The organism is Allochromatium palmeri, from assembly GCF_009720725.1.
Taxonomy (GTDB): domain Bacteria; phylum Pseudomonadota; class Gammaproteobacteria; order Chromatiales; family Chromatiaceae; genus Thermochromatium; species Thermochromatium palmeri.
Window position 1 is genome coordinate 1 of the sequence record NZ_WNKT01000019.1, and the last position, 23,453, is coordinate 23,453.

At 64.1% G+C, this 23,453-nt stretch carries 23 protein-coding genes; 6 read left to right on the plus strand and 17 right to left on the minus strand.

All coding sequences use genetic code 11. From position 1 onward, the window contains the following. From GJ668_RS10140 to GJ668_RS10165, 6 genes are all read right to left on the minus strand, one after another. A partial coding sequence (locus GJ668_RS10140) for a DUF2868 domain-containing protein (protein WP_186343022.1) occupies positions 1–1,740 on the minus strand: 1,740 nt, incomplete at its 3' end. Positions 1,741–1,933: 193 nt separating this feature from the next. Next, on the minus strand, positions 1,934–3,232 hold the full coding sequence (locus GJ668_RS10145; protein WP_155450042.1) for an adenylosuccinate synthase: 1,299 nt from the start codon (positions 3,230–3,232) through the stop codon (positions 1,934–1,936). A gap of 95 nt (positions 3,233–3,327) precedes the next feature. Next, positions 3,328–4,530 (minus strand): ATP phosphoribosyltransferase regulatory subunit, encoded by a 1,203-nt coding sequence (locus tag GJ668_RS10150; protein WP_155450043.1) that lies wholly within the window; start codon positions 4,528–4,530, stop codon positions 3,328–3,330. Positions 4,531–4,568: 38 nt separating this feature from the next. After that, positions 4,569–4,790 carry a DUF2065 domain-containing protein gene (locus GJ668_RS10155; protein WP_343032202.1) on the minus strand — a complete coding sequence of 74 codons (222 nt, stop codon included), beginning with the start codon at positions 4,788–4,790 and terminating at the stop codon, positions 4,569–4,571. Positions 4,791–4,969: 179 nt separating this feature from the next. Continuing rightward, entirely contained in the window at positions 4,970–6,301 is a 1,332-nt protein-coding gene (locus GJ668_RS10160) for a four-carbon acid sugar kinase family protein (RefSeq protein ID WP_155450044.1), read from the minus strand. 146 nt (positions 6,302–6,447) lie between these two features. Further along, entirely contained in the window at positions 6,448–8,700 is a 2,253-nt protein-coding gene (locus GJ668_RS10165) for a phosphoketolase family protein (RefSeq protein WP_155450045.1), read from the minus strand. A gap of 145 nt (positions 8,701–8,845) precedes the next feature. Between GJ668_RS10165 and GJ668_RS10170 the strand changes: the two genes are divergently transcribed. The 6 genes from GJ668_RS10170 to GJ668_RS10195 all read left to right on the plus strand — a co-directional run bounded on the left by GJ668_RS10170 (position 8,846) and on the right by GJ668_RS10195 (position 12,427). Continuing rightward, complete coding sequence (locus GJ668_RS10170) at positions 8,846–9,628, plus strand: IclR family transcriptional regulator (protein ID WP_155450046.1); 783 nt, start codon at positions 8,846–8,848, stop codon at positions 9,626–9,628. Positions 9,629–9,681: 53 nt separating this feature from the next. Next, complete coding sequence (locus tag GJ668_RS10175) at positions 9,682–10,251, plus strand: ankyrin repeat domain-containing protein (protein ID WP_155450047.1); 570 nt, start codon at positions 9,682–9,684, stop codon at positions 10,249–10,251. 182 nt (positions 10,252–10,433) lie between these two features. Further along, entirely contained in the window at positions 10,434–10,664 is a 231-nt protein-coding gene (locus GJ668_RS10180; protein WP_155450048.1) for a type II toxin-antitoxin system Phd/YefM family antitoxin, read from the plus strand. A 10-nt stretch (positions 10,665–10,674) separates the two neighbouring features. After that, the gene (locus GJ668_RS10185) at positions 10,675–11,073 is read left to right on the plus strand and encodes a PIN domain-containing protein (RefSeq protein WP_155450049.1); all 399 of its coding nucleotides are present in this window, start codon (positions 10,675–10,677) and stop codon (positions 11,071–11,073) included. Positions 11,074–11,157: 84 nt separating this feature from the next. After that, complete coding sequence (locus tag GJ668_RS10190; protein WP_155450050.1) at positions 11,158–12,063, plus strand: hypothetical protein; 906 nt, start codon at positions 11,158–11,160, stop codon at positions 12,061–12,063. A gap of 43 nt (positions 12,064–12,106) precedes the next feature. Beyond that, positions 12,107–12,427, plus strand: coding sequence for a BolA family protein (locus GJ668_RS10195; RefSeq protein ID WP_155450051.1), 321 nt, complete (start codon positions 12,107–12,109; stop codon positions 12,425–12,427). Positions 12,428–12,454: 27 nt separating this feature from the next. Here the strand turns inward: GJ668_RS10195 and GJ668_RS10200 are convergent, their stop codons facing one another. From GJ668_RS10200 to ilvN, 11 genes are all read right to left on the minus strand, one after another. Next, a complete protein-coding gene (locus GJ668_RS10200; protein ID WP_155450052.1) occupies positions 12,455–14,878 on the minus strand; it encodes a sensor domain-containing protein in 2,424 nt (807 codons plus the stop codon). A gap of 51 nt (positions 14,879–14,929) precedes the next feature. Next, positions 14,930–16,186, minus strand: a complete 1,257-nt coding sequence (locus tag GJ668_RS10205; protein ID WP_155450053.1) for an HD-GYP domain-containing protein — start codon at positions 16,184–16,186, stop codon at positions 14,930–14,932. 41 nt (positions 16,187–16,227) lie between these two features. Further along, the gene (ybgF, locus tag GJ668_RS10210) at positions 16,228–17,097 is read right to left on the minus strand and encodes a tol-pal system protein YbgF (RefSeq protein ID WP_155450054.1); all 870 of its coding nucleotides are present in this window, start codon (positions 17,095–17,097) and stop codon (positions 16,228–16,230) included. A gap of 10 nt (positions 17,098–17,107) precedes the next feature. Beyond that, positions 17,108–17,641, minus strand: coding sequence for a peptidoglycan-associated lipoprotein Pal (gene pal, locus GJ668_RS10215; RefSeq protein ID WP_155450055.1), 534 nt, complete (start codon positions 17,639–17,641; stop codon positions 17,108–17,110). Positions 17,642–17,714: 73 nt separating this feature from the next. Then, positions 17,715–19,025 carry a Tol-Pal system beta propeller repeat protein TolB gene (gene tolB / locus GJ668_RS10220; RefSeq protein WP_155450056.1) on the minus strand — a complete coding sequence of 437 codons (1,311 nt, stop codon included), beginning with the start codon at positions 19,023–19,025 and terminating at the stop codon, positions 17,715–17,717. A gap of 15 nt (positions 19,026–19,040) precedes the next feature. Beyond that, positions 19,041–20,216 carry a cell envelope integrity protein TolA gene (tolA, locus tag GJ668_RS10225; protein WP_155450057.1) on the minus strand — a complete coding sequence of 392 codons (1,176 nt, stop codon included), beginning with the start codon at positions 20,214–20,216 and terminating at the stop codon, positions 19,041–19,043. A gap of 2 nt (positions 20,217–20,218) precedes the next feature. Continuing rightward, positions 20,219–20,662 (minus strand): protein TolR, encoded by a 444-nt coding sequence (gene tolR, locus GJ668_RS10230; RefSeq protein ID WP_155450058.1) that lies wholly within the window; start codon positions 20,660–20,662, stop codon positions 20,219–20,221. A gap of 21 nt (positions 20,663–20,683) precedes the next feature. Next, the gene (gene tolQ, locus GJ668_RS10235) at positions 20,684–21,358 is read right to left on the minus strand and encodes a protein TolQ (RefSeq protein ID WP_155450059.1); all 675 of its coding nucleotides are present in this window, start codon (positions 21,356–21,358) and stop codon (positions 20,684–20,686) included. Positions 21,359–21,370: 12 nt separating this feature from the next. Next, positions 21,371–21,793, minus strand: a complete 423-nt coding sequence (ybgC, locus tag GJ668_RS10240; RefSeq protein ID WP_155450060.1) for a tol-pal system-associated acyl-CoA thioesterase — start codon at positions 21,791–21,793, stop codon at positions 21,371–21,373. A gap of 81 nt (positions 21,794–21,874) precedes the next feature. Then, complete coding sequence (ilvC, locus tag GJ668_RS10245) at positions 21,875–22,891, minus strand: ketol-acid reductoisomerase (RefSeq protein ID WP_186343027.1); 1,017 nt, start codon at positions 22,889–22,891, stop codon at positions 21,875–21,877. A 61-nt stretch (positions 22,892–22,952) separates the two neighbouring features. Beyond that, the gene (gene ilvN / locus GJ668_RS10250; protein ID WP_155450062.1) at positions 22,953–23,444 is read right to left on the minus strand and encodes an acetolactate synthase small subunit; all 492 of its coding nucleotides are present in this window, start codon (positions 23,442–23,444) and stop codon (positions 22,953–22,955) included. Between the last annotated feature and the right edge of the window lie 9 nt (positions 23,445–23,453).

Here is a 23,453-nt window from a genome sequence, read left to right on the forward strand (position 1 = left end):
TTCGACTTCGTCCTGCTCTTCCTGGTCTTGTTCTTCTTCATGGTTTTCTTCTTGGTCCTGTTCAGGTTCATGTTCAGGTTCAGGTTCAGGTTCAGGTTCAGGTTCTGGTTCAGGTTCAGGATCAGGTTCTGGTTCTGGTTCTGGTTCTGGTTCTGGCTCCGGTTCTGGCTCCGGCTCCGGTTCTGGCTCCGGCATGGATTCTGGGAGCGACTCGACGCGTGCCGCCGACTCCTGCTCAGCGGGAACCTCCGCCTCGATATTGGGCGTGGCCTCAGACTCGGCCTCGGCAACCGGTGTCGGCTCGACCGTCGACTCATCGCGCACCGGTCGTGGCTGAACCACAGGTGGCACGGATCTGGGTTCGGATTCGGGTTCGGGCGCGGGTAAGGTCTCGGTGGTCCGCGCCTCGGCTGGCGCCGTCTCGTCGCGATTCGACAGCTCATCGCGCCAGGGGCGGCGGCTGACGGTCGTTCCCGATGTCTTGAGCGGTCCAATCAATCCAACGCGCGGTCGGCCGGGCGTGATCTCGGCCGGAATGTGCATCTCCGGTCCCTGCCCCGACTCGCCGGCGTGCGTGTCCAGACGCGGCGTGAGCATCCGCGCATAGAGCGCCTGGATACGCCCATGGGTGAACGTCAGCCGGGCCAGCGTGAGACGCTGGGCGATCATGGATCCGCCCAGCAGAATCAAACGTGGCAGCAGACCATAGGTAAAGACCGCGAGTACCAGAAACCAGCGCCAGGAGCGCAGATGCTCCGGATTGGGCTTGAGACCGGCGGCCGCCGCCGTCCACTGCTCCAGATAGATGCGCGACCCCTCGACCTGCTCCAGAGTCGGATAGCCGGCACCCTCGCCGAACAACCAGCTCCAGGGCGTCGCGATCACGCGCACCAGATCGTAGATCGTCTGCGGATGGGCCACCAGCGAGGTGCCCCAGCCAAAGGCGATATCGGTGAACCATTCGAGCGCGATCGTGGTCAGGATGACACCCAGATTGAAGGCGACGCCGAACACCTGCATCGGAATCAACAGCGTCAGGATCGACAGCGGACCATAGACGCTGAACTGAGAGCGCACCAACCCCTTGGTCGCCAGCGCGCGCTCGCGGACGTCCTGGGGCGCATGGGACAGATGCTGCTCCTGGAGCCAATGCGCCACCCGTTCCAGCGCGGGCTGGAGTACATGGCTCAGCAGCCAGGATTCCTCGACATCGGTGCGTTGGCGTCGTAACGAGCGCCTCAGCCAGGTCCAGATGACCCCAATCGACAGGACGAACTGCACCACCACCAGCAGGAAAACGAACCAGGGAATACTGACCGGCAAATGGCCGTCATAGCTGAGCAGGGTCGAGGCCAGACTGATACCGAATACAAAGCCCAGCGCGGCCAGAATCCACAGCCCCAAGCGTTGCGCCTGCGCAAAGATCAGACCGGGCAGCAGCGGCCTGAGACTCGGATCCTCGTCGGTGCGTCTGGCTCTCAGCCACAGACGCAGACTCAGGCGCCGATGCTTGGGTGTATGGGCCGGCTCGCCGTCGAGCTCGGACTCGATGCGGTCCAGATAGAGCAAGCGATCGCGTTCGGCGAGTGTCTTGCGGATCGAAGGCCGCTCGCGCAGCTCACGCTCATCGGTGTCGAGGTAATACTCCAGATCGATGAGATCGGCAGCGGTCCAGTCCGCGACCTTGACGGGCGCGCTTCCGGTATGGATCGAGTCGTCTGTTGGGTGTCGTGGATCCATGGCCTGTGGTTGTCGTTATAGGCATCGAAATGCCGCGCCCGCTTGCACGGACGCGGCCCGAAACACGGATAATCCCACAGACGGGACTTCAATTCACGCCCCAGAGACCCGGGTCTCTGGCTGAGCCTTGATGTCTTTTCCGTGCCGAAGGATATGAGTCGCCGTCCAACCAGGGCGTCACCAGGCCCTTTGATTAGACATCGAACGGATGACGCCGGATCAGGGTTTCCATCCGGTCCGGTCCGGTCGAGATCAGATCGATCGGCAGACCGCTCAACTGCTCGATGGTTTCCAGATAGCGGCGCGCATTGGCGGGCAGTGTGTCCAGCGACGAGACGCCGGCCGTGGACTCAGTCCAACCGGGGCACTCGATGTAGTGCGGCTCGCAACGTTCGAGGGCATCGGCACCGACCGGCGGTGCATCGATCTCCTGACCATCGAGACGATAGCTGGTACAGATTTTGATCGTCTCCAGCCCGTCGAGCACGTCGAGCTTGGTGATGCAGATCCCGGTGACACTGTTGATGGCGAACGACCGCTTGAGCGCGACCATATCGAGCCAGCCGCAGCGGCGCTTGCGTCCGGTGGTGGCGCCGAACTCGTTGCCACGCACGCCCAGATGCTTGCCCACGGCATCGTCGAGCTCGGTCGGGAAGGGACCGGCACCGACGCGCGTCGTATACGCCTTGACGATGCCGAGCACATAGTCGAGATCACGCGGCCCCACACCGCTGCCGCTCGCCGCTCCACCGGCGGTGGTGGTCGAGGAGGTGACATAGGGATAGGTGCCGTGGTCGATATCGAGCAGCGCGCCCTGCGCGCCCTCGAACAGCACGTCACGCCCCTGGGCGCGCAGACTGTGCAGCAGACCGGGCACATCGACCACCAGCGGACGCAGCCGCTCGGCCTGGACCAGCGCCTCGTCGAGCACGGACTGGAAATCCACCGCCTCAGTCTTGTAGTAGTGGATAAGCGCGAAGTTGTGATACTCCAGCACCTCGCGCAGACGCTCCTCGAAATGCCGGGCGTCGAGCAGCTCGCCGAGCCGGATGCCGCGCCGCGAAGTCTTGTCCTCATAGGCCGGACCGATGCCGCGCCCGGTGGTGCCGATCGCCTTGGCTCCGCGCTTGAGCTCGCGCGCCTGATCGAGCGCGATGTGATAAGGCAGGATCAACGGGCAGGCGGCACTGATACCCAGACGCTCGGTGGCCGGCACGCCGGCGTGCTCCAGCATGTCGAGTTCCTCGAACAGCGCCGACGGTGAGAGCACCACGCCGTTGCCGATCAAGCACTTGACGTTGTCGCGCAGAATGCCCGAGGGCACCAGATGCAGCACGGTCTTTTTGCCATCGATGACCAGGGTATGCCCGGCATTGTGACCGCCCTGGAAGCGCACCACGGCCGCCGCGCGGTCGGTCAGCAGGTCGACGACCTTCCCCTTGCCTTCATCGCCCCACTGGGTGCCAATCACAACAACGTTATTGCCGCTCATAAAAACATGCCCAAATCTAACTGAGTCCGAGTAAGTCTGCTCACGCTGTCGACACCAGTGCCACCGAAGCGGTCTGACGCGGCGCTTGCGTGCGTTTAAGGTTTCGCGGCTGACGCCAGGGGATGCACGACCCAGCGTTCGTCGCAATAGTCCAGGCGCTCCTCGCAGCCGAGTTCGCGCGGATCCGTGTCGAGTCCCGGCAGCGCCTGGATCACCCGCCGCCCGGAGGCGCGCAGTGACTCGACGGTCTCACGCAGGGCCGGATCATTCGACCAGGGCGCCAGAATGGCTCCAGGCTGATGGTAGCGTTCCTCCAACCCCCGACCATGCTGAAGCAGGCCCTTGAGGTCGACGCTGAAACCGACGGCCGGACGTGCGCGGCCGAAGACGCTCCCGATGTCGTCATAACGTCCGCCACGCGCTACCTCCAGACCCCAGCCTGGCACGAAGGCCGCGAAGACAACGCCGGTTTTGTAGCGATAGCCTCGCAGTTCGGCCAGATCGTAATGGATCGAGACCTCAGGCAGCCAGTGATTGAGTTCCTCGGCCAGTCGACGCAGATAGTCGAGCGCCTCACGTACCGGACGATCGGCGGCGGCCAGCACCTTAGCGGCGCGTTCCAGGGCGTCGTCGCCGTTCAATTCGGCCAGGGCCACCAGCATCCCGGCGGGCGCGCCGGTCAGCCCGAAGTCACCGATCAGCGCCTCGATCTCGGGGATGGCCTTGCGCTGGAGTGCGTCGAAGAGCGCATGCTCCTGAGCCGCGTCGAGACCGGCCTGACGCGCCAGTCCGCGATAGATGCCGACATGCCCCAGATCCAGATAGGTTTCGGCGATGCCGGCCGTGCGCAGTGTCAGCAGCACCAGACGCAGGATCTCGGCATCGCTCTCGATGCCGGCGTGACCATAGATTTCGGCCCCGAGCTGGAGCGGACTGCGGGTGCCGGCGAAACCGTCCGGACGCGTATGGAGCACGGTGCCGAGATAGCACAGCCGGGTCGGTGCCTCGCGGCGCAGATGATGGGCGTCCATGCGCGCGACCTGCGGCGTCATGTCGGCGCGCACACCCAGCAGACGTCCGGTGAGCTGATCGGTGAGCTTGAAGGTCTGGAGATCGAGATCCTGCCCGGTGCCGGTCAGGAGCGAGTCCAGATAATCGATGAAGGGCGGAATGACCAGCTCATAGCCCCAGCTTGCGTAGAGATCCAGCAGCTCGCGCCGCAGACACTCGATGACGTGGGCCTGGGGCGGCAGGACTTCCTCGATGCCGGCTGGCAGCAGCCAGCGTTCCTCGTTCATGGCAGACATGATTACAGTTGATCGGCAGGATTTCGGGTTCAGTTGACCAGATAGAGCAGTCCGAGGCCGGAGAGCATGCTGACGAACCCGGCGATGCGTAGCGAGCGTTCGTGTTCGAGCGCGACCATCGCCAGGAGACGCCTGAAGCTGGCTGGACTGAGAAAAGGCCAGATCCCCTCGATGATGAACACGAGCGAGAAGGCGACCAGGATGTCGTGCACGATGATGAACGGATCCCGCGAGATGAATGGATAGGACACCCAGACACCAAGGCGGTCGGGCGCGTCAAAGGGCGTTATCCTGTCAGAGGATCACGGGTTTGTCCAATGCTGGAAACCCTGAACCTCACCGCTTGTCAGATTCTGGCAAACTCTGAGGCTCAGGTGAACTTGAAATCGTTTCTGCGCGTGGTTTGATCTGTGGTCCTGCATGGACTCACTCAGCGACCGGCCGTCAGAATGCGATAGACCTCGGCCAGCGCAGCATCGTCGCCGACATTGCCTGGAAAGATCACCACCGGCAGCTCGGGCAGACGCGGATGATCGGCGGGACAGCGCACCACAGGACAGCCGGGCAGTATCTGACCGAGCACGCGCGCCGTGCGCAGCGCCAGCCCCTGACTGAGGGTGTCGTTCGAGGTGATGCCGCCCTTGCTGATGAGGAAACCGGTCTCGCGCGGCAGATTCTGGACGAGGCGCACCAAAAAGCTCGAAACGCGCTCGCCAAAGGCCAGACGCTCGGCCTTGGTCGGAAACTGACGCTCGCCACGGCTGGTATAGAGCACCAGGCTTTGGTTCGCGTGTTGAGCCGTTTCCAGACGGTCGATGATCGCGTCGAACAACCCCGCCTCGTCCTGAATCAAGCGCTCCAGATCGATCTCGACCGGAACCACATCGGTCGTCTCGATCAGGGTCTGCAACTGACGGCTCGACTTGGCCACATGCGAACCGACCAGCACCACGCCGGGACGTCCGCCGCGCACATAGGCCGACATCGACTGCGCCGCGACCGGCTGCGGCGGCAGCGCGGCGAAGGCGGTCAGGAGACTCGCCGCACTGCGAAACAGAAAACGCTTGCCCTCCCCCGCCGCCGCGAGCACCTGACGCGCGAAGCTGTCGAGATCGGATTGACGCTCGGCATCGACGACGCAACAGCGATTGCCGCTCAGATGGCGCAGACGCTCACCGATCTCGCCCCGCACCTCGTCCAGACCGAAGCGCTCGACCTGATCGGCGCGGAGGCGCCCACCGGTCTTCTCCTCCACATAATCGGGCAGAAAGGCGTGCGTGAAGCCGAAGACCGAGTCGCGTGCGAATTCGGTCTCGTTGACCGGCACCGGCTGGCCGTCGACCAGCAGATAATGCACCCCGCCGCGCGTGATCCGCCCGCCCTCGAAGAACGCCGGCACCAGGAAATGCGCATCAAAGGGGCCAAGCTCCTCAGCGATGACATCGGTCTCGACCGGATAGTGACCACGCAGTGTCGAGTCCGAACGGCTGACGATCAACGGCTGGATCGGCTGTCCACACCCGGCGAGCCGGTCGAGCGCCGCACGCACATTGACGCAAATCTCGCGTGTTACATCAGCGGCCTGTGTCGCCTCCAGACCGCGCGTATTGCTCAGCACAAAGAACAGCGGTGACTCATCGTTCAGCGCCTCGACGAGCGTGTCCACATCCCAGCGCGTCAGCAGCAGACAGGAATGCACCGTCTGACAGCCGGTCGGGTCGTCGTCGATAGCGATGATCTTGGTCTTGATAGAAGCGTTCATCAGCAGCTCCGCGAAAAGTTCTCAGGCACAAGGCTCGGGATGCGGCGGCCGGGGGGTGTCGGCCGCATGGATGCGGCCGTCAAGCCTACAGGGATGTATTCACGGCGTCCCCCCGGCCGCCGTACCCCGAGCCGCCCCGCCCCAACCTAAGCCGCCCGATCCAAACGCGCGACCTCGGAATCCAGCAACTCCAGCGCGCGCTGCTCCAGACTCTCGGGCGAGATGCCGTTGTAGGCCATGATCTCGGCCGGACTGGCGGTGGTCTCGCCGCGCTGCCAGCCGATCAGATCGCGTCCCGCCGCCCGCGAGCGCAGCAGCACCGGCTCCAGAGCCACAGTCCCGCCGCCACTCACTCCGATCAGCGCCTCGCCCGCAAAAAGCGCCTCGAACTCCGCGTCCGACATAAACCGATCATCCGGCTGCGCACTGTGCGACCAGGCGACATCGCGCTCGCGATAGAGCCGGCGCGGGTTGACCACGGCGACGATGCGCACTCGATAGCCCGCCGCTTCCAGCCGCTCCTTGGCGGCGAACACCGGCTGGAACACCAGATCACCCGTCACGGCGAACACCACCGTGCCGCGCGCACCCTGCGCCGATTCATAGAGACAGGTCGCCCCGCGCTCGATCGCCTCGCGGGCCTGATCGAGCGTGGTATGCACCGGCAGCGCCGACTTGGAGGCGACGATGCTGATGCACTTGTTGGACTGCTCGACCGCCCAGGCATAGGCGGCCTGGATCATGTTGGCATCGGTCGGATAGAGCAGATAGACGTTGCCGTTGCGCACCTGGCCACCGATGTAGTTCTCGATCTCGGGACGCTGATGGGTCCAGCCGTTGCGGCCCTGCTCCAGCGCGCCGGCGGTGAACATCGACACCATGGCCGGCGTCTTGCGCCTTAGCTCGGCCATCGCCTGACCCACGGTCTGCACGATCGGCCAGCCGTTGATGGCGAAGCTCTCGTAAGACAGCCACAGCGAGCGTCCGCCGAAGAGCGCGATCCCGGCCGCGAGTCCGGCGCAGGCGTCCTCGTTCAGCGGCTCATAGACCTGACCGCTCGGCGACTGGTTGTAGAGCGGATCAGCGGTCGGATGGCGGATCTTGAGCGCGTCGTTGATCGCCTTCATGGCCGAGGCTTCGTTGCCGTCGGCATTGGTGACCACGAACAGCGGATCGCGCTGGCCGAGCTCGGCCACCAGGGTCGCCATGGCGCTCGCCGGAACGGCCTGCTCGCCGCGCGCGAATTCATGCAGCGGGAGCTGACCGATCTCGGGCAACTGGCGCTCGAACTCAGTGACTACGGTCCGCGCGGCCGGACCACCGCCGGCGCGACTCATATTGGTCCGGGTCAGCGCCCAGATCTCAGGAGCCAGGGCGCCGCGCTCCAGGGCGGCGGCGATGTTGGGCTTCTCAGCCGTGTCGCCCGGATAGAGATTGTGCGACTTGGCGCCGCTGGCGTGCACACCGGCGCCCTTGAGCTGCTTGAGGATCACCGCTGTCAGCGTCCCGCCGAGCGCCGACTCGGCGGCAGCCTGCATCCCTTCGAGCACCGCGCGCGAGAAGGCCAGCCGCGCCTCGGGACTGAAGCGAGTGCTATCGACATAGGCGCCTTCCTGCCCGGCATCGTCGAAGTCCTTGGCGTCGATCAGGATCACGCGCTCGAAGTCGTGCGCACGCCAGTAGGCGGTCATGGCGTCGTTGTCCATCAGCGACACCATCGAATGATGCTCCTGGCTGTAGCCGTTCCAGACCAGCACCGGCAGGAAGTTGGTCACCTCCGGATAGGCGGTGTGGAAATGCTTCATGGCCGAGAGGATGTACGGCTCGCCGAGACCGCCGTCGCCGATGGTGCAGGGAAAGAGCCGGTCGCGATTGAGATAGGCCCCGGCCATGGCGAAATGCTGGCCCTGACCAAGGGGACCGGCCGGGGCCAGCAGTCCCGGAATCGCACCCGAGAGATGGCCGAGCAAGCCGTCACGCTCGCGAAAACGCGCCTGAAGCTCGGTCAGGGTGTGGATGCCCATCGACTCCAGCGAACCGTCGAGGAACATGGCGCTGTAGAAACCGGGCGCATGATGGCCGACCTCGGTGACGATGTTGGTATGACCCAGCATCACCAGCGCCGCATAGGCATCGGCCGCGCTGGCGAAACCGCCCGGATGACCGGACTGCTTGGAGGCACAGAGCTGGAGCGTCAGATAGCGCAGCGCATCGGCGGCCCACTGGGTCTGTTGCACGGCGGCGTCGTCGATGGCGTCGATGGCCGCGCGGCCTTCGCCGATCACGGGCGTCTGGCCAAGCGGCGCGAACTCGGTTGAAAGCGTCCCGAAATGCAGGATGCCATCGCGGAAATCGGCCGTGGCGCTGTCGTGACTGATCGGAGTGGCGGCGTGGGTCATGGTCTCTCCCTCTGGGTTGGTGTTGTTTTGGCCAGGCGCGCGGCCGTTGGCGTTGGAGAGACTGTAGAGATCGTATTGATTTTTCGCAATAGAGGATAGATTTCACTATGCGAAATCATGTGCTTTCACAAACGGGACATTCGCCATGCACCAAGACACTCCAGAAGACAGCACCCGACACTCGGGCATCCAGGTCATCGACCGCGCCGCCGCCCTGCTCGACGCCATCGCCCGCTATCCGGAGCCGGTCAGTCTCAAGATCCTGGCCGCCGAGACCGGACTCAACGTCTCGACCGCGCATCGCATCCTCGCCGCCCTGATCCAGAACCAGTTCGTCGAGAAGGACGCCGCCAGTCACTACCGGCTCGGTCGACGCCTGCTGCAACTCGGCGTGCGGCTGCACGGCAACATCGACGTGCGCGCCCTCGCCCGCCCGATCATGGAGTCACTGCGCGACCACTTCGGCGAGACCATCAATCTCACCATCCGCGAGGGCGACTCGGTGGTCTATATCGAGAAGGCCACGCCCAACCGCATGATCCATGTCCAGCAGCTCATCGGCTCGCGCGCGCCCCTGCATGTGACGGCGGTCGGCAAGCTGATGCTCGGCGCGAGCGGCGAGGACGCGATTCGCGCCTATGCTCAGCGCACCAACCTGCCCGCCTACACCCGCAACACCTTCACCGCCCTGCCCGACCTGATCGCCGCCTGTCGCGAATCGCTCGCGCGCGGCTATGCGCTCGACGACGAGGAGGCCGAGATCGATGTCGGTTGCATCGGGGTCTTGATCCGCGACAGCACGGGCAATGTCAGCGCGGGGCTGTCGGTGTCGGCACCGATTGCGCGTCGGCGTCTGGAGTGGATCGAGGCGTTGACCGAGGCTGGCCGGAGTCTTTCGGCCCAACTCGGCTATCGGGCCAATGCCTGACAACTGCGCATTGTCATTGGCCGTCCGAACCCGGAGGACGAGAATGCGCGACCATGAACAGACTCCATACACTCCTACTCCTCGTCATTCTTCTGTCACTACTGGCCGGGTGCGGACAGTCCGGCTCCAGCTCGAATACCGCCATGGTCGCCGACGGCCCAGGCATGGCCCTGATCGAGTCCGCTGAACAGGGCGACCTGAGCAGCGTCGAGCAGCTTCTGTCACGGCATCGTCAGCCCAATGTGCGCGACAGCTGCGACTGGACGCCGCTCATGAAGGCGGCGCTCAATGGTCATGCCGCCATCGTGGACCGTCTGCTCCAGGCCGGCGCCAAGGTCGACGCCATGGACTCGGGCGGCTATACGGCCATGATGCTCGCGGCCTCGAACGATCATGCCGCCATCGTCAAGCGTCTGCTCGAAAAGGGCGCCATGGTCGACCATCAGGAATCGACCAAGGGCTGGACAGCGCTGATCTGGTCGGCCAAGCAGGGCCATGTCGCCAGCGTCAAGGCGCTGCTCGAACACGGCGCCGACCAGACCCTCAAGGACTTCGATGGCAAGACCGCCGCCGATTGGGCACGCGAGGATGGACACGACGAGATCCTGGCCCTACTGCGCTGAATCGATCGTCCAGCCGCTACGCGACCGCTTGGGCCATTGGCCATACCTGAGCTTGCCCAGCGGCTCGGCAGCGAGTCATAACGCTGACCCGGATGCCAACGGGCATCGTTTCAGAACGCCTCTTGTATCCAACCAAGTCCAGCGCTATTCTGACCACATGGTCATTTGCTGGAGTTACCCCAATGCGACATGTGCAAGTCACTGAAGCAAAAGCGGCGTTTTCCGGGCTGTTAGCCGCTGTCGAAGCGGGCGAGACGGTGGCAATAACCCGCCGGGGGCGGGTCATTGCCCGGCTGGTGCCCGACACTCCAAGTCTGGCGGCAGACGCCTTTCGTCCATTCTGGGGCATGCACGAGGAGATCGACCTGGTGGCGCCGGATGACAGGCCGCCGGAGCCGGTCGCGACACTTTAGGCCGTCGCGGATGCGATACCTGCTTGACACCAATATCATGATTGCGGCGATGAAAGGGGTCGCCCCGGTCAAGCGCCGTCTGGAACAAACGCGATTGGCCGATATTCTGCTCTCCCCCGTAGTCCTGGGCGAGCTTGAATTCGGCGTTGAAAAAAGTGCTCATCGGGAGAAGAACGCGGCCCATCTGGCTGAGCTGGTGCAGAAGCTGGAACTGCTGCCCATCGACGCGCGGGTCAGCCGGTGCTATGCCGAAATCCGCGCCCATCTCGAGCGCCGTGGAACCCCTATCGGCGCGAATGACCTCTGGATTGCCGCACAAGGCACCGCTCTGGACGCGATTGTGGTGACGGATAATCAGGCCGAATTCACACGTGTCCCCGGCCTGCGCACCGAGAACTGGTTAAGGTGACTTTGAGCCGGCTGCGCTGAATCGATCGTCCAGCCGCTACGCGACCGCTTGGGCTAAACCGCCGTCGCGATTATGCTTGGCTCCATGCCAAGCCTGACTGAAAAACTGACCGAGCACGGATTCGAGTCCAACGACGACTACGAATTCCAGGTGCGCTGTCTGCTCGAAACCCCGACCTCCGGCATCCGCGCCCTCAACATCGAGGGCGATGGCGAGCGGCGCAAAACCGCCTTCGCCAACGCGCTGGCCCGTGCGCTCGACTTCCCCCAGATCCTCTATCACGACTTCACCGAGACCCATCCGCCGCTGCCGGACGTGATCCTGCCGCCGAGCCAGGACGAACTCGGGCGCGAGGAACCGCCGATCGAGCCGTTCGACCGCATCGTCAGCGAGGCCTGCGCCCAGAGCGAGGGCGATCCGACCGTGCTGATCCTCGACCAGCTCCAGGCCGCCGACTTCCGCGAGCACATTCGTCTCCAGCGTCTGATCAAGGACGGCTTCTGGGAGGTGCGCGGCGGATCTTATTTTGCCAATCCCAACCGGCTGCTGATCGTCCTGATCTCAGAGGCTCCGCTTTATCACGCCCTGCGCCAGGAGAGTTTTCGTCTCTGGATCGGTCGCCAGTCCGAGCGCCAACTGGTTTATCATCCAGCCGATTTCGATCTGGGTCCGGAGGCGCAACTCGTATTCGATGCCCTGACCCATCTGTTCGAGGCACTCGGGGCGGCGCCGACACGCCGCGAATTCACGCGCCTGCTCAACGACCTCCGACTGCATGTGCGCACCACCGACCATCTGCGCCTGAGTCTCTATGGCCGCCTGGAAGTGATCGAGCGGGAGTCGTTGAGCGATCCGCGTCTTCAGGAGGTCCAGCAGCAGATCCTGGAGGCCGCGCAGACCTGGCTCGTCAGCGAGCACATCGAGCTGGCCGATGAGCGACCCGATCCAGATCCAAACGCAGACCCAGACCCGAATCAAAAACAGCGCTGACCACAAACCTCGAACGATTCCACCACACGGAGATCCCGCCATCATGAGCCGTAAGCCGCGTATCGAGACCCGGATCCAAGAGACCCTGGCGCCCCTGTATCTGGATGTGGTCGACGAGAGCTATATGCACGCCGTCCCGCCGGACTCCGAATCCCATTTCAAGCTCCTGGTCGTGAGTGAGACCTTCGAAGATGTGCCGCTGATCGAGCGTCATCGCCGGCTCAACGAGCTGCTCGCCGACGAGTTCAGTCAGGGTCTGCATGCACTGACCATGCACACCTGGACCCCGGAGGAATGGCACGCCAAGGGCGGTGCGCCCGACTCGCCACCGTGCCAGGGCGGCTCCAAACGCCAGGGCGCCTGAATCCGCTGTACGCCGCCTTCAGACCAATCAGCGGACCGGCTCGGCCCGACCGATCTGCGCGACCCGCGCCAGAAAGGCCGCCGGTTCCAAGGCCGGCGCGCACAGATAGCCCTGAAATTCATGACACCCGGCGTCCAGCAGAAACTGGCGCTGGGTCTCGTTCTCGACGCCTTCGGCGATCACGCGCAGCTTGAGCACGCTGGCCAGACTGATGATAGCCGTGGCGATCGCGGTATCGCTTTCGTCGTGCGGGATGTCGCGCACGAAGGACTGGTCGATCTTGAGCTTGTGAATCGGGAAGCGCTTCAGATAGGCCAGGCTGGAATAGCCGGTGCCGAAATCATCGATCGCCAATCGCACACCGAGCGCTACCAGCTCTTCGAGCCGGCGCTGGGTCTCCTCGACGTTGTGGATCAGGAGGGATTCGGTGAGTTCCAGCTCCAGCCAGCCGGGCGGCAGCCCCGTTTCTTCCAGACACTGCGCCAAGAAGTCGATGAAATTGGCTTGATGGAACTGCGCGGCCGAGACGTTCACCGAGAGCGCCAGCCCAAGGCCCTGCGCCTGCCAGCGTGCCCCCTGCTGGATCGCTTCGCGCAACACCCAGCCGCCGAGCGCGATGATGAAGCCCGTCTCCTCGGCGATGGGAATGAAGCGCCCCGGCGAAAGCTCCCCCAGATTGGGATCGCGCCAGCGTAGCAGGGCTTCGGCGCCGATCACCAGACCGCTCTGCAGATCGATCTGCGGCTGATAGGCGAGCCGGAAATAGCCCTGGTGCAGCGCCTCGCGCATGGCGTGATCGAGCTGCACTCGTTCGAGCAGATCGACGTTCATCTGGCGCTGATAGAAACAGCAATCGCCCCGACCATGCTCCTTGACGTGATACATGGCGCTGTCGGCATTCTTGATCAGGTCATCGAGCGTCTCACCGTCCTCGGGATAGAGCGCCATGCCGATACTGAGTGACAGCGAGAACTTCAGATCATCGAGTTCGAAAGGCTGGGCCATGATCTCCAGCAACCGGCGCGCGACCAGTTCGGACTCATAGGCCTCGACGCGATGCAGCAGGAGCACGAACTCGTCACCGCCCAACCGGACGAGGGTATCGACATTGCGCAGACACTGCTGGATGCGCTGCGCCACCTCGATCAGGACGCGGTCGCCGAAGACATGCCCCAAGGAGTCGTTGATCTGCTTGAAGCGATCGATGTCGATGAAGAGCACGGCGAAACGGCTGTTCTCGCGCCGGGCCAGTTCGATACTGAACTCCAGCCGCTCATTGAGCCGGAGCCGGTTCGGCAGGCCGGTCAGTGCATCGTTGAAGGCCAGTTGCTCGATGCGCTGACGCGCGGCCACGGTCTCGGATAGATCCTTGACGAAACCGACGTAGTGACAGGGGCGTTCCTCGTCATCCATCACCCGCATCAGCGAGACCAGGCAGGGGAAGCTCGAACCATCGGCATGTCGCTGTTCGAGCTCGCCCTGCCAGTGGCCGCCGCCATCGAGCGCGGCCTGGATGTCTGGATCGAGCGTCTCGTCAACCCAGAGTCGCAGCAACCGGTCGAGCCTCTGACCGATGAGTTCAGCACTGGCACGACCGGTCATACGCTCGCCGGCTGGATTGACGGCCACGATCCGAAATTCGGAATCCGTGACGAAGATGGCGTCCAGACTGGCTTCAAACACGCGCGCGGCGAGCTTCAGCCCCTGCTCGTCGTGCAGGCGCTGGGTGATGTCGCGAAACGAATAGACGCGCCCGATGGGACGACCGCGCGCGTACTGCGGCAGGGTCACGCGCTCCAGCACCCGCCCCTGGCGCAGGGTCAGCAGATCCGACGCCTCCAGCAGCGGATTCTGGGCGATGGTCTGGAGGCGCGCGACATAGTCCGGGGCATCGAGCACCTCGTGCGTCATCCAGTCGTGGATGCCGGCGTCGTTGCGCTCGGTCAGAAGTGCGGCAGGCAGACTCCACAACTCAGCGAAGCGCTGATTGAAACTGCGGATCGCCCCATCGAGATCCGTGACCAGGATGCCATCGGCGCTCGATTCCAGGGTCGCGCGCAACTCGGCGACCAGCTTTTCGAGTTCGTTCTCAACCGTGCGCCGCTCGCTTTGATTGGAGAAACAGGCCAGATAGACGCCGCCATCGAGACTGGACACCCAGCCGACCCGGCGCAGAACCGTCACCAGGGTTCCGTCCTGGCGACACAGCAGCGTCTCGGAGATCAGGGTATCGACACGCCCGGCGGCGACGTCCTCCCAGAAGAACAGATCCTCGGGCGTACAGGCCAGTTCGCTCACGGGGCGACCGACCAGGGAGGCGCGCTCCTGGCCGAGCAGTTCCTCGGCGGCCCGATTGACGGCCAGCAGACGCTGATCCTGGGCATCGACCAGCCATACTGCTTCGATCAGGGCGTCGATGAGCGCTTGAGCAACGTCGAGATCAGAGGTCAAGTCAGCATCCTCGGCACATTGGCCAGTGGTGGACCTGAGACACGTACCGGATCATGGTGGCTGGGGGCGATCCATGGATTCGCGCGCCCGCTCGAAAAAATAGCAGATCCGCTGACGGGGCAAGAGATACTCGAAGACAGCGCGCGGGAGTTGCAGCGGCTTGAGACTCTGGCGGATGCCCAATCCATCCGCGTGTTCGAGATCGATCAGGGGCGCTTCGTCGCGCACCACCCTGGAATCATGGACAACCACGCGGGGCTTGAGTGGACGTGCCGCATTCACCGAGACGACCAGCGCATGGCGCCCATCACTGAGCACCACCACGGAACCCGGCGGATAGACGCCCATCATGCGGATGAAAACGGCCAGAATGGCGGCGTCGAACTTGTCGCGTGACTGCGCGAACATCAACGACAGCGCCTGATGCGGCGTGATGGCGGCGACCGGATTGGCGGGATTGCACAAAATGTCGTAATGATTGACCAGGGTCACGATGCGCGACAGATAGCTCAACTCCTCGCCGCGCAGATGCCCTGGAAAGCCGGTTCCATCCACATATTCGTGATGCTGGGCGATGATGGCGCTGACCTCGGGGTCGAGTCCCATGCGTTTGGCCAGATCGACGCCATACTCGACATGACGCTGAAACAGATTGCGTTCAGCGGCGCTGACCACGGTATCGCGCCAGCGCAGACGCTCAGGCAAGGCGACCTTGCCGATATCGTGCAGCAGCGCACCGAGCGCGAGCTGATCGAGCACAGCGGCATCAAGGCCGAGACGCTGGCCGAGCAGCAGCGCGATGACGGAGACATTGATCGCATGTAATGACGTTTGCTCGCCAGCCTGCTCCGACAGCAGACGAATACAGGATTCTCCCTGGTCGAGCAACCCCCGGACCAAGCCGGCGGCCATGCGCTGTGAGCGTTCACGCGCCTGCTCAGGCTCGACGGGCGCGAGCTTGAGGATCTCGCGAAAAGCGCGTGTGGCATCGGCGAACTCACGCTCGCAACGGGCCAGACTGGCCTGTTGCTCCAACAGGAGCCGACGTTGCTGCTCGGCCAGCGAGGGCCGCGCGACCGGTGTATCGATCGAGGTCTCGTGACTGGCTGGCGTGGACAGGTCGCTGAGCTCGGGCGACCAGCGCAGACGCTTCAGGCCGAGTCCGCGAATGGTCTCGATCTGGCTCTCGGAGTCGATCTTGAAATTATTGAGCGCGAACGGATGGCCCATCCACCCGAGATCCAGGTAGATGTACAGGCCGACGCGCAACTCGTCGACATCGATGAATTGAGCCTGGGTATCGCCCATGTCCGAGATCTCCATGCGATCAGCGCTGTATGGGCCTGGAATCAGGGTCTCAGTTCACGCACGCCACGCTCCAGGCGGTCGCGGGCGAGCCGGGCCTCGGTGCTGTTCGGATAGTCGCGGATCACGCGCTCCAGAGTCGCCCGGGCCGGCTCGATGGCGTTTTGCTCATACTGAATGAAGCCGATCTTGAGCAGCGCGCCCGGCACCTTGGGGCTCGCCGGACTGAGCTGGACCAGCCGGTCGTATTCGGCCAGCGCGGCTGGATACTCGCGCAGTACATAATAGGTCTCGCCGAGCCAGTAGCGGGCGTTGTCGGCATATTCGCCTTGAGGATAACGCCGCAGGAGATCATTGAAGGCGGTCTTGGCCTCCTGATATCGGCGCTCCTTGAGATGTTCGAAGGCTTGGCTATAGAGATCACGCTCGCTGGCGCCGAAGGTCTCGGGCGCGGGCAAGGCTGGAATGCCGGCTGACCCTGGGCTGAATGGAACTGGCGGCGCAATGGGCGTCTCCGCCGGCGTCGCGCCGGGTGGCGCGTCCAAGCCGGTACCGCTTGCATCCACGAGTCCGGGCTGGACGGTTGACCCGGCGGCTTCGCCCTCCCCTGGCTGGTTGGAACGTCCGGTGCCGGCCAGACGCGCGTCGAGGTCGAGGAACTGATCGCGCTGCTGGCGCTGAAGGCGTTCGATATCGAAACGCTGCTGCTCGACCATACCGCGCAGTTCCTGCATCTCGCTCTGGAGACGCTGCATCTGGAGCAGCAAATCCGAGCCGCTTTGATTCTCCAGGATGCGTTCGAGACGCCCGATGCGTCCCTCGATTTCAGGATCGGCGGCCCAGAGACTGGGCGCGATCAGTCCGCCGAGGACCAGCATGACTGGAAGCGACAGGGATCGAACGAACGGCGGCATGGATCTCACCTCAATACTGGATGATGACACGGCGGTTCAGGCGCCAGGACGTTTCGCTGTGTCCCGGATCGGCTGGGCGTTCTTCGCCATAGCTCAGTGTCGCAAGTTGGTTGGCCGGCACGCCCTCGGCGAGCATGAAGCGGCGCACGGACTCAGCGCGCTGGTCGCTCAGGGCCAGATTGTACTCGCGCGTGCCACGCTCGTCGGTGTGCCCTTCCAGAGTGACGCGCGTGCCGGGCTGGTTGCCGAGATAGCGCGCATGGGTGCGGATCACGCTCAGGTATTGCGGCTTGATCTCGGCGGTGTCGTAATCGAAATAAATCGTGCGCTCATAGAGCGGGCTGGCCGGATCTTCCCAGGGGCCGGCATAGGTCGGGCGGATGGATTCCACCGCCGGCGCCGTGGTCGTCTCGCGCGACAGAGTCGACGGCGTCGACATCGAGGTTGGTGGCATTGGCGCTGGCTTGGAGGCGCAACCGGCGAGGTTCATACCAAGCAGGATCACGGCCAGCGTGGCCAATCGCCCTATGCGGAGTTCCGCCATAAAAGTCTCCTGATAAATCGATCATGGCGCCTCGGGCGCGAAGTGACTGTGCGGCCCTGCAGGGAACACGACGTCAGCGTTTCAAAGGCGACCAGGCCGGTTCGCGGACCTGCCCTGAGTCTTGCGTGAGACGCTGACTGCCGCCGCCCTCGACCGAGGCGGTGGCCAGCACGCCGCGATTGCCGTGAATGGTGGCATAGATGACCATGGCCCCGTTGGGCGCAAAACTCGGCGACTCATCCAGATCGCCGCGACTGAGCAGGCGCTTCACGCCGCGTGCCAGGTCCAGCACCCCGATCCGAAAGGCGCCATTGACGCGCGTGACCATGACGATCGAGCGCCCGTCCGGCGCGTAGGACGCCCGTCCATTGTAGTCGCCCTCGACGCTGATGCGCTCGGCGGGACCGCCTGAGGCGGCCATACGATAGATCTGCGGACTGCCGCCCCGGTCCGAGGTGAAGATGAGCGACTGTCCGTCGGGCGACCAGGATGGCTCGGTGTCGATCGCATAGTGATCGGTGAGCCGGGTGAGTTCGCGGCTGAGCAGATTGAGGCTGTAGATGTCGGGATTGCCGTCTTTGGAGAGCGTCATCGCCAGGCGCGTGCCGTCGGGCGAGAAGGCCGGCGAGCCATTGATGCCCGGATGGCTGGCGACCAGCTCGCGGCGCCCTGAGCTGAGTTCCTGGATATAGATGGCCGCACGCTTGTTCTCGAAGGAGACATAGGCGAGTCGCTGACCGTCCGGCGACCAGGCCGGCGACATCAGGGGTTCGGCCGAGGAGACGATGGTTTGCGGATTGTAGCCGTCGGCATCGGAGACGCGCAGGGTGACGCTCAGATCCGCACCGCTGCCGGTGGAGGTGATATAGGCGATGCGGGTCGCGGCGACGCCCGGCTGGCCGGTGAGTTTTTCATGGATCTCGTCGGCGATACGGTGCGCGGTCTGACGCATCCCGGCTTTGGTGCTGACCAGGGTTGAATTGGCCAGCTCCGTGCCGCGAAAGACGTCGAACAGGGTGAAGCTCAACCGATAGCCCGAGGGGTCCGGCTCGATGCGACCGATGACCAGGTTGTTCATGCCGAGCAGGCTCCAGTCGCGAAAGTCGACCTCCTCGCGCGTGGTCGGCATGTCGAGCATGTCGCGGGTCGGCATCGGCTTGAAGCGCCCGGTGCGGGCCAGATCGGCGCCGATGATGGCGGCCATGTCGACCGGCGGGATCAGGCCCTCGGCAGTACCGAAGGGGACGATGGCGATGGGTTGTGCCGCTTCGATGCCCCCGGTGATCTCGATGTTGAGTCGGGGAGCAGCAAACGCCTGCCCCAGGCTGGCAAGGATCAGGACAACGGCGAGAAACAGGCGCGGCGGGCGGGTGTGTCGGCTCATGGGGCGAGATCCCGTCTAGGGCGAAAAGGTTAGGTCGAATTCGCGGAAACGCTCGAATGTCGGACCCGAAGGTACCGGCAGTGGTGAGGCATTGTACACGGCGGCGACCACGGATTGATCAAAAGCCGTGTGACCGCTGCGGCGGACGATGCGCACGCTGTTGGGTACTACGTCGCCGCCGGGGATCAGCCGCACCGAGACCACAGTGACCAGATCCTGGTCGACTGCCGGGGGGCGCACCCAGAATTGGCGCACGCGATCACGGATGACCGGCACATAGCGATCAGCCTCGCGCGCGAGCTGTTCGAAGGCGAGCCGCGAGGCCAAATCCTCTTCACGCGCACGCTGGGCGGCCACCGTGGCAGCGCGCTGTTCATCCTCGGCGGCCTGCTCGCGACGCTGCTGCTCGATCTCTTCAGCCAGGCGGCGCTCTTCGTCCTGAGCCAGTCGTTCCGCCTCCTCGGCGAGCTGCTGTTGACGCTCGCGCTCCAATTCAGCTTCGAGCCGCTCGGCTTCCTGGCGTAGACGCTCGCGCTCGGCTTCCAGGCGCTGCGCCTCCTGCTCGGCCAGCCGACGTTCGGCCTCGGCGCGGGCACGGGCCTCCTCGGCTCGACGCGCGTCTTCCGCCTGACGTCGGGCGAGTTCCTCGGCCTCGGCCCGCTGGCGTTCGATCTCGGCCTGACGACGCACTTCCTCTTCGGCACGCGCCCGAGCTTCCGCGTCCGCGATCCGTCGACGTTCGGCCTCCTGCTCAGCTTGGGCCTGTTCTTCCGCGAGACGCTGGGCTTCCAGCTCCAGGGCTTCGCGTCGGGCCGCGTCTTCTGCTTCGCGCTGGGCCGCCAATTCAGCCGCTCGACGCGCGTCTTCTTCAGCCGCAAGACGACTTGCCTCGGCTGGATCAGGCGTGGGTGGCTCGGGTTCGGGGAGGTCTGGAACCGGAGTCTCAGCACCGTTATCCGTGTCTGACGTTGAATCCGCCGGAGATCCAGCCGCGCCGGTCTCCAGATCGGACACCAGCGCCTCCAGCGCCCGATCCGAGACTAGAGTCGCCTGGACCACACGCGCCTGAGACCCGGCATCCTGCGTGGGCCGGAGCATATCGAGCCCAACGAAAAACAGCAGCGCAAAGAGTAGATGCAGTCCGAGCGACCAGTAGAAGGCGCGCGGATTGACGCGCAGAATCTCCCACATGATCAGGGCTCGCGGCGCTCCGGCGGCACGGTGATCAGCCCGACCTCGGGCGCGCCGGCCTTTTGGGCAATCGCCATAGCGCGCACCACGCGGCCATAGTCGACGCTGTTGTCGCCCCGCACCAGAATCGGCGTGTCGGGTTGATAATTGAGTACGACCCGCAGCCGGTCATAGAGAATCTGATCGCTCGCCGGCTGATGCTTCTCAGCGCCAATGTCGATGTAATAGTCGCCGAACTGATCGACCGTGATGACGACCGACTCGGTGGCCGGCCCGGTGATCGCGCCCGTCGTGACCTGGGGCAGACTGACCTTGACCCCGCTGGTGATGAGCGGCGCCGTCACCATGAAGATGACCAGCAGCACCAGCATCACGTCGATATAGGGCACGACATTGATCTCGGCCATGAGACGACGGCGGGTGCGGCGGCGGCTGTGCTTGACCATGCGTCGAAGCCCCCGGCCCGCTCAGCCGCGCCCCTGGCGCTGAAGCAGAGTCGCGAATTCCTCGATGAACTCCTCGTAGCGGTTGTTGAGCCGCTCGACCTGATTGGAGTAGCGATTGTAGGCGACGACCGCCGGAATGGCGGCGAACAGCCCGATGGCGGTGGCGATCAGCGCCTCCGAGATACCGGGCGCGACCAGGGCCAGAGTCGCCTGCTCGACGTTACCGAGCGCATGGAAAGACTGCATGATGCCCCAGACGGTGCCGAACAGACCGATATAGGGGCTGGTCGAGCCGACAGTGGCCAGAAAGGCCAGATTGGTTTCGAGCCGGTCCATCTCGCGACTCAGGGCGACACGCATCGAACGCTCCGCCCCTTGCAGCACGACCTGGGTGTCATTGTCCTCGACCTTGCGCAGCCGCACGAACTCCTTGAAGCCGGCACGAAAGATCACGGCCAGCCCCTGGCTGCCCTTCTCATCCTGGCTCAGCTCCTTGTAGAGCGCGTTCAGATCGCCACCCGACCAGAAGCGTTCCTCGAAGCGGTTGGCCAGCTTGCGCGCACGCCCGAGCACGCGGGCACGATCCAGAATCATGGTCCAGGAGATGACCGAAGCGGCCACCAGCACCAGCAGCACCAGTTGCACCACCAGACTGGCATCGAGGATCAGAGCGAACAGGGACAGATCGGATGTCATGGGATTTTTTACTCAGATCGCCGCCGCCAAGGCGCTCGGAAGGCGACGCGGGCGCATGGTCGCCGCATCGAGACACACCACCTTGACCGAACCGCGACAGCAGACCGCCTGGTCGGTGACACGCAGGATGTCCTGCTCGAACGCCAGACTGGCGCCGCCCTTGTGGCTGAGACTGGAACGCACCGTCAACTGCTCATTGAAACGCGCCGGGGTCAGATACTTGAGATCGACGTCGGTGACCGCGAAGACGACGCCCTGTTCCGCGCGCAACTGGTCCTGCTCGAAGCCGAGCGCACGCAGCCATTCGGTGCGGCCACGCTCCATGAAGCGCAGATAGTTGGCATAGAAGACGACGCCGGCGGCATCAGTGTCTTCGTAATAGACACGCACCGGCCAGTCGAAACTGGACAGGGCGCGGTGATCCTGTGTCGACATACTGGAAGTTCCTTGCGACACGACATTTGACTCCGGCCCCGCGACTGGGCGCGGGAGCCGGAAACAACCTGGCAGGTCAGATCAGTTGCGGGTCTTGTCGACCAGCTTCTTCTCGCGGATCCAGGGCATCATTTCGCGCAGACGCTCGCCGACTTCCTCGATCTGATGCTCGGCGCCGAGACGACGCATGGCCTTCATCGAAGCCGCGCCGGCCTGGTTCTCCAGGATGAATTCACGCGCGAACTGGCCGGTCTGGATCTCGGTCAGGATGCGCTTCATCTCGGCCTTGGTCTCGGCGTTGACGACACGCGGACCACGGGTCAGGTCACCGTACTCAGCCGTATTGGAGATCGAGTAGCGCATGTTGGCGATGCCGCCCTCGTAGATGAGGTCGACGATCAGCTTCACTTCGTGCAGACACTCGAAGTAGGCCATCTCGGGCGCATAACCGGCCTCGACCAGGGTCTCGAAACCGGCCTGGATCAGCGAAGTCAGACCGCCGCACAGCACCGCCTGCTCGCCGAACAGGTCGGTTTCGCATTCTTCGCGGAAATTGGTCTCGATGATGCCGGCCCGGCCGCCGCCGTTCGCCGAGGCATAGGCCATGGCGATGTCGCGCGCGTTGCCGGTGGCATCCTGATGGACTGCGATCAGCGAGGGCACACCGCCACCCTGGGTGTAGGTCGAGCGCACCAGATGGCCCGGACCCTTGGGGGCGATCATGATGACGTCCAGATCCTCACGCGGGGTGATCTGACCGAAGTGGACGTTGAAGCCGTGGGCGAAGGCCAGGGCCGCACCCTGCTTGATGTTGGGGGCGATCTGATCGCGATAGAGCGCGGCCTGATGCTCGTCGGGCGCCAGGATCATGACCACGTCGGCGTCGGCCACAGCCTCTTCGATCGGCTTGACGGTCAGACCGGCATTGGTGGCCTTAGCCGCCGAGGCCGAACCCGGACGCAGGGCTACGGTGACCGAGACGCCTGATTCCTTAAGGTTGTTGGCGTGGGCATGGCCCTGTGAGCCATAGCCGACGATGGTGACTTTCTTCCCTTGAATCAGCGAGAGGTCGGCGTCTTTGTCGTAGTACACGTTGATGGTCATGCGATGAATCCTAGTCTTGGATGGATCGGGTTCGAGAATCGGTTCGAAACGGGGTTTACAGGGTCAGTCCTTTGGACCCACGGGCGATGCCGGTGGGGCCGGAACGGACGACCTCAATGATGAGTCCTTCGGGCAGCGCCGCGATGAAGGCGTCGAGTTTACGCGAGGCGCCGGTCAGTTCGATGACATAGCTCACCTCGGTGACGTCGATGATCTTGGCGCGGAAGATGTCGACCAGCCGCTTGAGCTCCTCGCGGTCGGGACGCTCAGCGCGCACCTTGACCATCAGCATCTCGCGCTCGATGTGATCGCCCTCGGAGAGGTCGACGAGCTTGACGGTGTCGATGAGCTTGTTCAACTGCTTCTTGATCTGCTCGACGATCTCGTCGTTGCCGGTCGTCACCAGCGTCATGCGCGAGAGTGTGGGGTCGTCGGTGGGCGCGACCGTGAGCGATTCGATGTTGTAGCCACGGGCCGAAAACAGTCCGGCGACGCGCGAGAGCGCGCCGGCCTCGTTCTCCAGCAGCACGGCGATGATGTGTCTCATATCCGGTTC